This is a genomic window from Belnapia sp., from assembly GCF_059504005.1.
Window position 1 is genome coordinate 243,254 of the sequence record NZ_JCACHU010000157.1, and the last position, 13,288, is coordinate 256,541.

Annotated in this window: 11 protein-coding genes; 9 read left to right on the forward strand and 2 right to left on the reverse strand. The window is 72.2% G+C overall.

The window, feature by feature from the left end; translation table 11 throughout:
• The first annotated feature begins 2 nt into the window (after positions 1 to 2).
• Positions 3 to 803 carry a YdcF family protein gene (locus tag AC5JJ1_RS24320; RefSeq protein ID WP_495787696.1) on the forward strand — a complete coding sequence of 267 codons (801 nt, stop codon included), beginning with the start codon at positions 3 to 5 and terminating at the stop codon, positions 801 to 803.
• Between the two features lie 3 nt (positions 804 to 806).
• On the opposite strand, the gene AC5JJ1_RS24325 is transcribed toward AC5JJ1_RS24320, so the two are convergent.
• A complete protein-coding gene (locus AC5JJ1_RS24325; protein WP_495787697.1) occupies positions 807 to 974 on the reverse strand; it encodes a hypothetical protein in 168 nt (55 codons plus the stop codon).
• 230 nt (positions 975 to 1,204) lie between these two features.
• Here AC5JJ1_RS24325 and AC5JJ1_RS24330 point away from each other — a divergent pair, with 230 nt between their 5' ends.
• The 8 genes from AC5JJ1_RS24330 to folE all read left to right on the forward strand — a co-directional run bounded on the left by AC5JJ1_RS24330 (position 1,205) and on the right by folE (position 12,388).
• The gene (locus tag AC5JJ1_RS24330) at positions 1,205 to 1,822 is read left to right on the forward strand and encodes a sigma-70 family RNA polymerase sigma factor (RefSeq protein ID WP_495787698.1); all 618 of its coding nucleotides are present in this window, start codon (positions 1,205 to 1,207) and stop codon (positions 1,820 to 1,822) included.
• The gene (locus AC5JJ1_RS24335; protein ID WP_495787699.1) at positions 1,819 to 2,244 is read left to right on the forward strand and encodes a hypothetical protein; all 426 of its coding nucleotides are present in this window, start codon (positions 1,819 to 1,821) and stop codon (positions 2,242 to 2,244) included. The genes AC5JJ1_RS24330 and AC5JJ1_RS24335 overlap by 4 nt, the downstream gene beginning before the upstream one ends.
• Complete coding sequence (locus AC5JJ1_RS24340; RefSeq protein ID WP_495787700.1) at positions 2,244 to 2,681, forward strand: periplasmic heavy metal sensor; 438 nt, start codon at positions 2,244 to 2,246, stop codon at positions 2,679 to 2,681. The genes AC5JJ1_RS24335 and AC5JJ1_RS24340 overlap by 1 nt, the downstream gene beginning before the upstream one ends.
• A 2-nt stretch (positions 2,682 to 2,683) precedes the next feature.
• Positions 2,684 to 4,123 carry an efflux transporter outer membrane subunit gene (locus AC5JJ1_RS24345; RefSeq protein ID WP_495787701.1) on the forward strand — a complete coding sequence of 480 codons (1,440 nt, stop codon included), beginning with the start codon at positions 2,684 to 2,686 and terminating at the stop codon, positions 4,121 to 4,123.
• Positions 4,124 to 4,214: 91 nt separating this feature from the next.
• Complete coding sequence (locus tag AC5JJ1_RS24350) at positions 4,215 to 5,492, forward strand: efflux RND transporter periplasmic adaptor subunit (protein WP_495787702.1); 1,278 nt, start codon at positions 4,215 to 4,217, stop codon at positions 5,490 to 5,492.
• A 3-nt stretch (positions 5,493 to 5,495) separates the two neighbouring features.
• Positions 5,496 to 8,648, forward strand: a complete 3,153-nt coding sequence (locus tag AC5JJ1_RS24355; protein WP_495787703.1) for an efflux RND transporter permease subunit — start codon at positions 5,496 to 5,498, stop codon at positions 8,646 to 8,648.
• 3 nt (positions 8,649 to 8,651) lie between these two features.
• Complete coding sequence (locus AC5JJ1_RS24360) at positions 8,652 to 11,747, forward strand: efflux RND transporter permease subunit (protein WP_495787704.1); 3,096 nt, start codon at positions 8,652 to 8,654, stop codon at positions 11,745 to 11,747.
• A gap of 53 nt (positions 11,748 to 11,800) precedes the next feature.
• A complete protein-coding gene (gene folE, locus AC5JJ1_RS24365) occupies positions 11,801 to 12,388 on the forward strand; it encodes a GTP cyclohydrolase I FolE (RefSeq protein WP_495787705.1) in 588 nt (195 codons plus the stop codon).
• Between the two features lie 9 nt (positions 12,389 to 12,397).
• Here the strand turns inward: folE and AC5JJ1_RS24370 are convergent, their stop codons facing one another.
• The gene (locus tag AC5JJ1_RS24370; RefSeq protein ID WP_495787706.1) at positions 12,398 to 13,159 is read right to left on the reverse strand and encodes a DUF169 domain-containing protein; all 762 of its coding nucleotides are present in this window, start codon (positions 13,157 to 13,159) and stop codon (positions 12,398 to 12,400) included.
• Positions 13,160 to 13,288: the final 129 nt, after the last annotated feature.

Here is a 13,288-nt window from a genome sequence, read left to right on the forward strand (position 1 = left end):
CCGTGGAGGATGTCACCTACGTCCTGTCGAAGGTCCTGTGGTTCCCGGCGCGGCCGGGCAATGCGGCGGTGCTGCTGCTGGCCATCGGCATCGCCGCGCTATGGCGCGGCCGGCGCTGGGGCCGCTGGCCGGCGCTCGCGGGCCTCGGCTTCTTCGTCACGCTGATGGCGCTGCCGCTGCACCAATGGGTCGAGGCACCGCTGGAGGACCGCTTCGCCCGCCCAAGCCAGGAACCGGCGCATGTCGACGGCATCGTCGTGCTTGGCGGCGCCGTGGAGCAGAACCTGACTGAGGCGCGCGGCATCCCGGCGCTGAACGGCGCCGCCGAGCGGATGACGGAGGGCGTGGCGCTGATCCGCCGCCACCCCGAGGCGCGCCTCCTCTTCACCGGCGGCCAGGGCTCGCTGGTGCATGGCGGCACGACGGAGGCGGACGTGGCGGCGCAGCTCTGGCGCGACCTCGGCGTGCCGGCGGACCGCATCCTGCTGGAGCGGGAGGCGCGCAACACCTGGGAGAACGCGACCCTCACGCTGAAGCTCGCGCAGCCGAAGCCGGGCGAGACCTGGCTGCTGGTCACCTCGGCGAGCCACATGCCGCGGTCGGTGGGCGTCTTCCGGAAGGCCGGCTGGACCGGGATCATCCCCTGGCCGGTCAACTACCGCACCGGCCCGACGCTCGCCGCGCAGACCGATGCCTCCTTCCCCGACCGGCTGCGCGAGTTCGAGTGGAGCGTCCGCGAATGGGTGGGGCTCGTCGCCTATCACCTCATGGGGCGGACGGACGCCGTCTTCCCGGCGCCGTGAGGCTCAGCGGCGCCAGGCCTGGACCAGGGGCGGGACGTAGCGCGCCTCGGCGGCGAGACTGGGCAGGCCGATATCCTCGCGCAGATGCGCGTCCTGCGGCTGCGCCGCGAGGTCCAGCCAGCGCTGCCGCATCATGGCCCACAGCCCGGGCCGCTCCTCCACCGCCTGCATGGCATCCTCCGATTGATGGCTCGTGACCGGCGCATCCTGGCGGCGCCGGGTCGCGGGCCGATGCCGATTCGTCCCCATGTGTCGCGCACCGGGTCGCAACGGACACCGGACGTTGCTTGCCCGGGCGGATTCCAATGCGCTAACCCCGGCGCCATGACGCGCCATGCGGAGGGGCCGGGTTTCGCACCGTGGGTTGGCGGCCAGAGGGCCGTATCACCCGCGAAGACCCGATGCCCATGCTCCTCGCCCTCACCCTTCCCCGGCTGGCGCCTGCCGCGACGCCCGCGCCGCGCCCAATGATCGAGCCGGCCTCGAGCGACGCCGCGCTGATGGCGCTGGCCGGCCGGGGCGACCGCGCCGCCTTCAACCTTCTGGTCGGCCGGCATGGCGAGCGGGCGCTGCGCATCGCGCTCCGCATCCTCGGCGATGCGGCGGAGGCGGAGGAGGTCGCGCAGGAGGCCTTCCTCCGCGCCTGGCAGGCAGCGGCCGGTTTCGACCCCGCGCGGGCGCGCTTCACCACCTGGCTGCACCGCATCGTCGTCAACCAGGCCATCGACCGCACCCGGCGCCGCGCCGGGGCGCCCTCGGCCGGGCTGGAGGCGGCTTCGGCGCTTGCCGACCCGCGGCCCGGGCCGGAGGCGGATGCCGAGGCCGCGGAAGCACGGGCCGCGCTCGCCGCGGCGCTCGGGGCGCTGCCGCCGCGCCAGCGCGCCGCCATCGCGCTCGCCTATGAGCAGGAGCTGAGCGGCGCCGAGGCGGCGGCCGCGCTGGATGTCTCGGAACGTGCGCTGGAGGGCCTGCTGCGTCGGGCCCGGCAATTCCTGCGCAGCCGATTGGAGGGCTCATGACCAACGCCCGCTTCGCCCTGCTGCTCGACCGTCACGGCCCGGCCCTGGGGCGCTGGCCCGAGGCCGAGCGTGCCGCCGCCGGCGCGCTCCTCGCCCGCTCCGCCGAGGCGCGGGCGCAGCTGGAGGCGGCGCTCGCCCTCGATGCCCGGCTGCGGCGCGAGCTGGCGCAGCCCGACCCGGCCGCCGTCGCCCGGCTGCAGGCCGGCATCGCCCGCCGGATCGCCCGCGCGCCGCTGCCGGCGCGGCCGGGGCCCCTGCCCCGGCTGCTGGCGCTGCTCCGCCCGGCGGCGCCGGCCGGCTGGGGCGCGCTCGCCGCCATGGCGACCTGCGCCCTCTGGCTCAGCCTCTCGCCGCCGCGGACCGCGCCCGAGGATCCCTTCGGCCCCCTGCAAAACCTGCCCCTCGCGGGAGATGCCTTTTGATGCGCCGACCCTCCGGCCGGACCCTGATCACCGCGCTTTGCGGTGCCTCGCTGGTGCTGAATCTCGTCTTCGCCGGGCTGCTCTGGTGGCGGCCGTCCCCGCCGCCCCGGGGCGGGCGCGGCTTCGACCGCATGGTCGGGCGGATCGAGGCCGCCCTGCCTGCGCCGGACCGGCCGCGCTTCCAGGCCGTGCTGGCCGCCGAGCGCAGCCGCTACTCGGCGAGCCTCGCCGCCATGCGCGCCGCCAGCGCCGAGGTGGATGCGGTGATGCGCCGCGATCCCTACGACCCGAATGCGCTGCGCGACGCCCTTGCCCTCTGGGCCGAGCGGATGGTCGCCTTCAACCGCGACTTCGGCGAGACCCTGGCGGAGGCGCTGGCCGCCGTCTCGCCCGAGGGCCGCGCCCAGATCGCCGCCGCGCGCCGGCCGGGCGGCTGAGCATGGCCCGCTCCCCTCTCCGCCGCGCGGCGCCGGCCGCCGCGGCGCTGCTGCTCGGCGGCTGCTCCTCGCTCGGTGCCTGGCTGACGCCGCCGGGCACCTCCTCCGGCATTCCTCTGCCGGCGCGGATGGCGGCGGTGGATGCCGCCCAGCCGGTGAGCTGGCCTGATCCCCTCTGGTGGCGCGGCTTCGGCTCGCCCGAGCTCGACGGGCTGATGGCGGAGGCGATGGCGGCGAACAACGACATCGCCGCGGCCGTCGCCCGCATCCGTCAGGCCGATGCCCAGATCCGCATCGCCGGCGCGACCCTGCTGCCGACCGTCGACCTCACGACGCGGGCGACGCGGCAGCAGAGCGGCATCGCCTCCTCCGCCTCGATCGCCGGCTTCGGCGGCCGGGGCAGCCGCATCCGGGTGAGCTCCAGCAACCAGCTCAACCTCACCGCCAGCTACGAGATCGACTTCTGGGGCAAGAACCGCGGCCAAGTGGAGGCGGCGCAGCAATCCGCCTCCGCCACCCGCTTCGATGCGGGGACGGTGACCATCACCACCCAGGCCTCGGTGGCGAACACCTATTTTGCCATGCTGGCGGCGCAGGAGACGCTGGCGATCCAGCAGCAGAACCTCGACATCGCCCAGCGCGTGGTGCGGGTGATCCGCCAGCGCGTCGCGGTCGGCACCGCGACGGGGCTCGACCTGGCGCAGCAGGAGACGGTGGTCGCCCAGCAGCAGGCGCAGATCCCGCCGCTGGTCCAGCAGTTGGAGCAGAACCGCAACTCGCTCGGCACCCTGGTCGCCCGTCCGCCGGAGACGCTGCGGCTGGAGGGCGGGACCTTCAACCGCCTCGCCGTGCCGGGCGTGACGCCGGGCCTGCCGGCCGAAGTGCTGGCGCGGCGGCCGGACGTGCTGAATGCCGAGGCGACGCTCGCCGCCGCCAATGCCAACATCGTCGTCGCCCGCGCCCAGCTCCTGCCCTCGATCACGCTGACCGGGACGGGCGGCTTCACCAGCCTGGCGCTCGAGAACCTGCTGCGGCCGGGCTCCGTCATCTTCAGCCTGGCATCCGGGCTGACGCAGCCCATATTCAGGGGCGGGGCGCTGCGCGGCCAGGTCGAGTTCAACGAGGGCCAGGCGCAGGAGCTGCTGGCGCTCTATCGCGGCACCATCCTCGCCGCCCTGGTCGATGCGGAGAATGCCCTGGTCGCGCTGCGGCAGACGACGGAGCAGGAGGCGTTGCAGGCGAATGCGGTGCGGATGGCGGAGCGGGCCTATGCGATCGGCGAGGCGCAGCTCCAGGCCGGGACCATCGACCTCATCACGCTGCTGAATACCCAGCAGACGCTGTTCTCGGCCCGCACCACCCTGGCCAATACCCGCCTCTCGCGGCTGCAGGCCGCGGTCGCGCTGTTCCGGGCGCTCGGCGGGGGGTGGAACGGGATATGAGGTTGCAGTTCGTCACCCGAACCCCTCATGGGGGTGGACCGTCGCCGCCGTATCATCCGATGACCCTGCAACGAGGTTCCCGACACCCCCCATGCGCCGCACCCTGATGCTTCTGCTGACCCTCGGGCTGATCGGCGGTGCCGGTGCGGGGGCGTGGTACTACTGGAACCAGCGCGAGCAGCCCGCCGTCGAGGCGCAGGCCGGCCAGCGGCCCGGCGGCCGGCCGGGCGGCGGCGTGCGCGGCGCGGGCGGTCCGGTGCCCGTCACGGTGGCCGCGGCGCAGCGGCAGGACGTGCCGATCATGCTCGACGCCATCGGTACGGTGCAGGCCTACAACACCATCACCGTCCGCGCCCAGGTCGACGGCCAGCTCGTCGAGATCGCCTTCCAGGAAGGCCAGATGGTGAAGCAGGGCGACCTGCTGGCGCGGATCGACCCGCGCAGCTACCAGGCGGCGCTCGACCAGGCCCTGGCCAAGAAGGCGCAGGACGAGGCGCTGCTGGCCAATGCCCGGCTCGACCTGCAGCGCTACACCGCGCTCGCCCGCAACGAGGGCGTGTCCCGCCAGCAGCAGGACACGCAGCGCTCGACCGTCGCGCAGTACGAGGCGCAGGTCGCCGCCGACCAGGCGGCGATCGACAGCGCGCGCACCCAGCTCTCCTTCACCACCATCCGCTCGCCGATCGACGGCCGCGTCGGGCTGCGACTGGTCGACCAGGGCAATCTGGTGCGCTCAGGCGATGCGACGGGCATCGTCACCGTGTCGCAGCTGCAGCCGATCGCCGTCACCTTCACCCTGCCGCAGCAGGAGCTCGGCCGGGTGCTGGACGCCCTGCAGCGCGGCGCCGTGCCGGTGCAGGCGCTGCGCTCGGCAAGCGGCGGTGTGCCGCAGACCGCGGGCTCGCCCGCACCCGGCGCGCAAGGGCCGATCATGGGAGAGCTGCGCACCCTCGACAGCGCGGTCGACGCCTCGACCGGCACCATCAAGCTGAAGGCGGTCTTCTCCAACGAGGACATGCGCCTCTGGCCCGGCGCCTTCGTCAATGTGCGGCTGCGGATCGACACCGTGCCGGATGCGGTGACGGTGCCGCTGGTCGCCGTGCAGCGCGGGCCTGACGGCGCCTTCGCCTATGTGCTGAAGGGCGACCAGACCGTGGAGCAGCGCACGCTCCAGCTCGGCGTGCTGACGCCGGCCGAGGCGGTGGTGCGGCGCGGCGTCGAGGTCGGCGAGAAGGTCGTCACCTCTGGCGCGCTGCGGCTGAGCCCGGGCGCGCATGTGGCCGCGACCGAGGACACGGCGCCGGAGAACGCGCCCGCCCCCGGCCAGCGGCGCCTCCGCCCCCGGCAGGCGGCCGATGCGGGCCGCTGAGCGGTGAACATCTCCGCCCCCTTCATCGCCCGGCCGATCGCCACCCTCCTGCTGGCGATCGCCGTCCTGCTCTGCGGCGGCTTCGGCTACCTGCGGCTGCCGGTCTCGGCGCTGCCCGAGGTCGACTTCCCGACCATCGAGGTGACGACCACCCTGCCCGGCGCCTCGCCGGAGACGGTGGCACTCCTCGTCACCGCCTCGCTCGAGCGGCAGCTGGCGCAGATCGCCGGCCTCACCGACCTCGTCTCGACCAGCGGGCCGGGGACGAGCCGCATCACCCTGCAGTTTACCCTCGGCCGCAACATCGACGATGCGGCGCAGGACGTGCAGGCAGCGATCAACTCCGCCCGGGGGACCCTGCCGGCCAACCTCCCCTACCCGCCCACCTATGCGAAGGTGAACCCGGCCGACCCGCCGATCATCACCCTGGCGTTGACTTCCGGGACCCTCTCGCTGCAGCGCCTTTCCGACGCCGCCGACACGCTGCTCGGCCAGCGGCTGAGCCAGGTGAGCGGCGTCGGGCGCGTGCTGGTGCAGGGCAACATGCGCCCGGCTGTGCGCATCCAGGCCGACCCGGTGCGGCTCGCCGCCTATGGCCTCTCGCTCGAGGATGTGCGGACGGCGGTCGCCGCCGGCAACGTCAACACGCCGAAGGGCAGCGTCGACGGGCCGCGCCAGGCGAGCACGGTCATGGCCAATGACCAGATCGACCGGCCGGAGGCCTTCGCCAGCCTCATCATCGCCTGGCGGAACGGCGCGCCCGTGCGCCTCAGGGACGTCGGCACCGCGGTGCAGGACCTCGAGAACACGCTGACCGGCGCCTGGTACGATGGCGGCCCGGCCGTGCTGATCGACGTGCAGCGCCAGCCGGGCGCCAACATCGTCCAGACGGTGGCTGATATCCGCGAGCAGCTGCCGATGCTGGAGCGGGCGTTGCCGCAGGGCGCGCGGCTGGCCGTCGTCGCTGACCGGACGGGGACGATCAAGGCCTCGGTGCACGACGTGCAGTTCACCCTGGCGCTGGCGGTGGTGCTGGTCGTCGCGGTGATCTTTGTCTTCCTGCGCAGCCTACGCGCCACCTTCATCCCGGGCGTCGCCCTGCCGCTCTCCATCATCGGCACCTTCGGCGTGATGGCGCTCTGCGGCTTCTCGCTCGACAACCTCTCGCTGATGGCGCTGACCATCGCCACCGGCTTCGTCGTCGACGATGCGATCGTGATGATCGAGAACATCGTCCGCCTGATCGAGGAGGGGAAGCGCCCGCTCGAGGCCGCCTATGAGGGCGCGCGGCAGATCGGCTTCACGGTGGTCTCGCTCACCGTCTCGCTGATCGCAGTCTTCATCCCGCTGCTCTTCATGCCGGGGGTGGTCGGCCGCCTGTTCCAGGAATTCGCGCTGACGCTGACCATCGCCGTGCTGGTCTCGATGGTGGTCTCCCTCACCCTGACGCCGATGATGTGCGCCTGGCTGCTCAAGCCGCATGCGGAGGCGCAGCCAGGCCGCCTCTCCCGCGCCACCGAGCGCGTGCTCGATGCCTGCCGCGACGCCTATGGCCGCAGCCTGCACCGGGCGCTCCGGCATGAGGGGCTGATGCTGCTGCTGGCCACGCTGACCGTCGCCGGGACGGTCTGGCTCTACATCACCATGCCGAAGGGCTTCCTGCCGCAGCAGGATACCGGGCTGCTCGTCGCCAGCGTCGAGGGGCCCGACGACGTCTCCTTCAGCCGCATGTCCGCCCTGCAGCAGGAGGTGGCGGCGGTGATCCGCGCCGATCCGGACGTCACCGGCGTCGCCTCCGTGGTCGGCGCGGGCATCGTCAACGCGGCGCAGAACACCGGGCGGATCAGCATCGTGCTCAGGCCGCGGGAGGAGCGGGAGGCGGATGCGAGGGCGATCATCGCCCGGCTGCAGCCGCGGCTCGACGCGCTGCCGCAGGTGGTGGTCCATCTCCAGGCGGTACAGGACATCCAGATCGGCTCCCGGCCGGGCAGCACCGCCTTCCAGTACACACTGATGGACCCGGACGCGGCGGAGCTCGGCCGCTGGGCGCCGGTGCTCGAGCGCCGGCTCGGCGCGCTGCCGCTGCTGCGCGACGTCGCCTCCGACCAGCGCGACGGCGGCATCCGCGTCACTGTCGATGTGGACCGCGACAAGGCGGGGCGGCTCGGCGTCACCATGCAGGCGGTGGACGACGTGCTCTACGACGCCTTCGGCCAGCGGCAGATCAGCACCATCTATGCCCAGAACAACCAGTACCGCGTGGTGCTGGAAGCCGAACCCGCCATCCGCGACGATCCGGAAAAGATCGGCCTGCTGCGCGTGCCGGCGACGGCCGGGCAGCAGACGACCGCGCAGGGGACGCCCGCGACCAGCACCGGCACGGTGCAGGTGCCGCTGTCGGAGCTCGCCCGCATCGGCCGCGGCGCCGGGCCGCTGACGGTGACGAAGCAGGGGCAGTTCCCGGCCGTGACCATCGGCTTCGACCTCGCCCCCGGCGCCTCGCTCGGCGAGGCGGTGGCGGCGATCCGCGCGGCGGAGGCTGAGATCGGCATGCCGGACACCATCGTCGGCCGCTTCGCCGGCGATGCGGCGGAGTTCCAGCGCTCCCTCGCGGGCGAGCCCTGGCTGATCCTCGCCGCCATCGTCGTGATCTACATCGTGCTCGGCGTGCTCTACGAGAGCGTGATCCACCCGGTCACCATCCTCTCCACCCTGCCCTCGGCCGGCATCGGGGCGCTGCTGGCGCTCCGCCTCTGCGGCCTCGACCTCTCGGTGGTGGGGCTGATCGGCATCGTGCTGCTGATGGGCATCGTGAAGAAGAACGCCATCATGATGATCGACTTCGCCCTCGAGGCGCAGCGCGACCATGGCAAGGCCCCGCGCGAGGCGATCATCGAGGCCTCGATCAAGCGGTTCCGCCCCATCATGATGACGACGCTGGCGGCGCTGCTCGGCGCGCTGCCGCTGGTGCTGGAGAGCGGCACGGGGTCGGAGCTCCGCTTCCCGCTCGGCATCTCGGTCATCGGCGGCCTGCTGCTGAGCCAGGTCATCACCCTCTACACCACGCCGGTGATCTACCTGGCGATGGAGACGCTGCGGGAGCGGGCGCAGCGGCTGGTGCGGCCGCGCCAGGCCGAGCCGCAGCCGGCCGAATAGCCCATGTCGATCTCCGAGCCCTTCATCCGCCGGCCGATCGCCACGACCCTGCTTGCGATCGGCGTGGCGCTCGCCGGCATCGTCTCCTACTTCGCCCTGCCCGTCGCGCCGCTGCCGAGCGTCGACCTGCCGACCATCGTCATCGGCGCCGGCCAGCCGGGGGCGGACCCGGCCACCATGGCCTCCTCCGTCGCCGCGCCGCTGGAGCGCCGGCTCGGCGCCATCGCGGGCGTGACGGAGCTGACCTCCACCTCCTCGCTCGGCGCCACCTCCATCGTCGTGCAGTTCGACCTCTCCCGCAGCGTCGAGGGCGCGGCGCGGGACGTGCAGGCGGCGATCAACGCGGCCGGCAGCGACCTGCCGGCCGGGCTCGCCATCCCGCCCTATTTCCGCAAGGCCAATCCGGGCGATGCGCCGGTGCTGATCATGTCGCTCGGCGCCGAGACGGTGACGCCGGGCGCGGTCTACGACGCCGCCGACAGCCTGGTCGGCCCCCGCATCGCCCAGGTGCCGGGCGTCGCCCAGGTGCTGATCGCGGGCGCCGAGCAGCCGGCCGTCCGCGTCACCGTCGACCCGGCCGCGGCCAAGGCGGCGGGCATCGGCCTGGAGCAGATCCGCCTCGCCATCAACAACAACAACGTCACCCAGGCGACCGGGCTGATCGACGGCTCCGAGCAGTCGGCCGCCATCGCCGTCAACGACCGGCTGAACACGCCGGAGGAATACGGCCGGATCATCCTGAAGTCGGCCAACGGCTCCATCGTGCGGATCAGCTCCATCGCCCGGGTCTCGCTCGACGTGCGGGACCGGCGGCAGGGCGGGTCGGTCGACGGCCGGCCGGCGGTGCTGATGATCATCTTCAAGCAGCCGGACGCCAATGTCATCCAGGTGGTGGACGGCATCCAGCGCATGCTGCCGGAGGTGGAGCGCTGGCTGCCGGGCGGCGTCCACATCCACACCATCCGCGACCGGTCGGAGACGATCCGCGCCAGCGTGCACGACGTGCAGCAGACGCTGCTGATCTCGATCGCCCTCGTCATCGCCGTGGTGGCCCTCTTCCTCGGCCGGACATCGGCGGTGGCGGCGGCCGGCGCCTCGGTGCCGCTGTCGCTGCTCGGCACGCTGGCGGTGATGTGGCTGCTCGGCTACTCGCTCGACAACCTCTCGCTGATGGCGCTCACCATCTCGGTCGGCTTCGTCGTCGACGACGCCATCGTCATGATCGAGAACATGGCCCGGCTGATGGAGCGCGGGATGAAGCCGCTGGAGGCGGCGCTGCTCGGGGCTCGGCAGATCGGCTTCACCGTCGTTTCCATCACCGTCTCGCTGATCGCCGTCTTCATCCCGCTGCTCTTCATGGGCGGCATCGTCGGCCGGCTGTTCCGGGAATTCTCGGCGACCCTCGCCATCGCCGTCGCCATCTCGGGCGTCGTCTCCCTCACCCTGACGCCGATGATGGCGGGGCGGCTGGCGCGCGGCGGCCCGTACCGCCCGGGCCTGGTCATCCGCCTGGTGGATGCGGGGATGGAGCGGATGACGCGCGGCTACCTCTGGTCGCTGCGGCATGTCCTGCGCGTCCGCCAGATCATGCTGGTCCTCACCCTGGGGCTCATCGGGGTGACGGTCTGGCTCTACGTCATCGTCCCCAAGGGCTTCTTTCCGGACCAGGATACCGGCCTCATCATCGGCACGACGCGGGCGGCGCCGGATACCTCCTTCCAGTCGATGCAGGTGCTGCAGGAGCGGGTGGTGCAGGTGCTGCTGCGCGACCCGGCCATCGCCAGCATCGCGTCCCAGATCGGCGGCGGGGGCGGCAATTCCTCGGGCAACCAGGGCCGCGTCTTCGTCAGCCTGAAGCCGCTGGCGGAGCGCGACAACGTCTCCGCCGCCCAGGTGATCGACCGGCTGCGCCGGCCGCTCGGCGCGGTGCCCGGGATGCAGACCTTCCTGCGCGCGGTGCAGGACATCGGCATCGGCGGGCGGGCGGGCAATGCCCAGTTCCAATTCGTCCTGCTCTCGCCGGACCTCGAGGGGCTGGAGACCTGGTCCGAGGTGCTGGTGCAGAGGCTGCGCACCATCCCCGGCATCACCGACGTCTCCTCCGACCAGCAGCGGGCGGGGCTGGTGACGCGGCTCGAGATCGACCGCGAGGCCGCGGCCCGGCTCGGCGTCAGCGTCTCCGCCATCGCCTCGGCGCTCAACAGCGGCTTCGCCCAGCGCCAGGTCTCCATCATCTACCGCGCCCGCAACCAGTACCGGGTGGTGCTGGAGCTGGAGCCGGGCCTGCAGCAATTCCCCGAACAGGTGGACGACCTCTACGTCCCCGGCGCGGGCGGGACGCAGGTGCCGCTCTCGAGCCTCGTCCGGCTGACGCGGACGTCGGCGCCGCTGGCGGTGACGCATCAGGGCCAGTACCCGGCCTCGACCATCACCTTCAACCTGGCCGAGGGCATGTCGCTCGGCCAGGCGGCGGATGCGGTGCAGCGGGCGGCGGAGGAGGCCGGGCTGCCGGACACCATGCGGACGGAATTCGCCGGCAACGCCAAGGCCTTCCAGTCCTTCGCCCGCGACCAGCCGCTGCTGATCCTGGCGGCGATGCTGACCATCTACATCGTGCTCGGCGTGCTCTACGAGCACCTGCTGCATCCGGTGACGATCCTCTCGACCCTGCCGACGGCGGGCATCGGCGCCCTGCTCGCCCTGCTGGTGACGGGCACGCCCTTCACCGTCATCGCGCTGATCGGCGTGATCCTGCTGATGGGCATCGTGAAGAAGAACGCCATCATGATGGTCGACTTCGCCCTGGAGCACGAGCGGAGCGAGGGGATCGGCGGGATGGAGGCCATCATGGCCGCCTGCCGGGAGCGCTTCCGGCCGATCCTGATGACGACGCTCGCCGCCGTCTTCGGCGCCGTGCCGCTGGCCATGGCCTCCGGCGCCGGCTCGGAGCTGCGGCACCCGCTCGGCGTCACCATCATCGGCGGGCTGCTGCTCTCGCAGCTGCTGACGCTCTACACGACGCCGGTGGTCTACCTGGCGCTCGACGGAATCGGGCGGCGGAAGCGGCGGCAAGTGGCGGTGGCGGCGCCGGCAGAGTAGAAAAGGGGCCGGGCGAAGGCCTCGGCCCTCGCCGCAACCGCCGGAGTTACCTTATGTCCATCCCACCCGAGCGTCCGAGCCGTGCCGAGGCCGAAGACGCCGTCCGCACCCTGATCCGCTGGGCCTGCGACGATCCGACGCGCGAGGGCCTGCTCGACACCCCAGCCCGCGTGGCCCGCGCCTATGAGGAGCTCTTCGCCGGCTACCAGGTCGACCCGGTGGCCCTGCTGGAGCGTACCTTCGACGAAGTCGAGGGCTATGACGAGATCGTCCTGCTCAAGAACATCCGGCTGGAGAGCTATTGCGAGCACCACATGGTGCCCATTATCGGCCATTGCCATGTCGCCTACCTGCCGATGCGGCGCGTCGTCGGCATCAGCAAGCTGGCGCGGGTGGTGGAGGCCTACGGCAAGCGCCTGCAGATCCAGGAGAAGCTGACGGCGCAGATCGCCAACACCATCGACAAGGTGCTGCAGCCCCGCGGCGTCGCCGTCATCATCGAGAGCGCGCACCAGTGTATGACGACGCGCGGCGTCCACCAGACGGGGGTGACGATGGTCACCAGCCGCATGCTGGGCGCCTTCCGCGACAATTTCGACACCCGGCGCGAGCTGCTGTCCCTGATCCAGGCGCCCTCCTAGGCCGGGCCGTCAGGGCTTGGCGTAGCTCACCCCCATTCCGGCCGAAGGGTCGTTCTGGATCCCGTAGGGCGGGATGGGGTAGCGGAGGCCGTTCTTCGCCAGGGCCTTCATGCCGTCGACCGCGATGCGGAGGTCGGCGGGCCTCAGCGCCATCAGCATCTCCTCGTCCGGGACGCCGCCGTAGCGGCGCTCGGCATAGCAGGGGAGGGAAAGGCTCGGCTCGCCGGTCTTCAGGGCGCGGCCCCAACTGTCGGCGCACGCGCTCTCGCCGGCGACGCTCCACTCGAATTTCCGGTAGTTCCGGTACTGCAGCCCGTTGATGAGGATGATCATCTGCCCGGGCGTTGCATAGACGAGGGCGATGTCGGGCTCCGGGATGCGGCCGGAGTCGAGGGGGCTGACGGCCATCGCCTGGAAGCGGCCGTGCGGGACGACGTCGAGGGCTTCCTGCCGCGCCTGGGCGTCCTCCTGCGTGCCGTGCCAGATGCCGACATATTTCTCGCCGCGGCGCCATTCCTCGTCCTGCGGGCCGAGGCCGATGACGGCGCGGCATTGCGAGCCGACCAGGTCCTCGCCGGTGATGCCGACGGTCCAGCCGAGGCGGGAGGCCATGCTGACGATCTGGTCGGTGGCGTGCACGGTCTTTGGCCGGCGGATGCGGGGAATGGCCTCCATCTCGGCGACCGTCTCGAACATCCTCATGCCGATGACGGTGGTCTTGAGGCGCAGCAGCGCATTCAGCTCGGCGACGAGGGCTGCCAGGTCCAGCATCGGTGTTTCTCCCATGGACGGCAGCCAGGATAGCGTGCCGCCGGCCCGGCGAGGAGAGCGGCGCACCCCCGCGGCTAGAGCAAACTCCGATCAGGCGGAATCACCCGATCGGAGGTATTTGCTCGATCA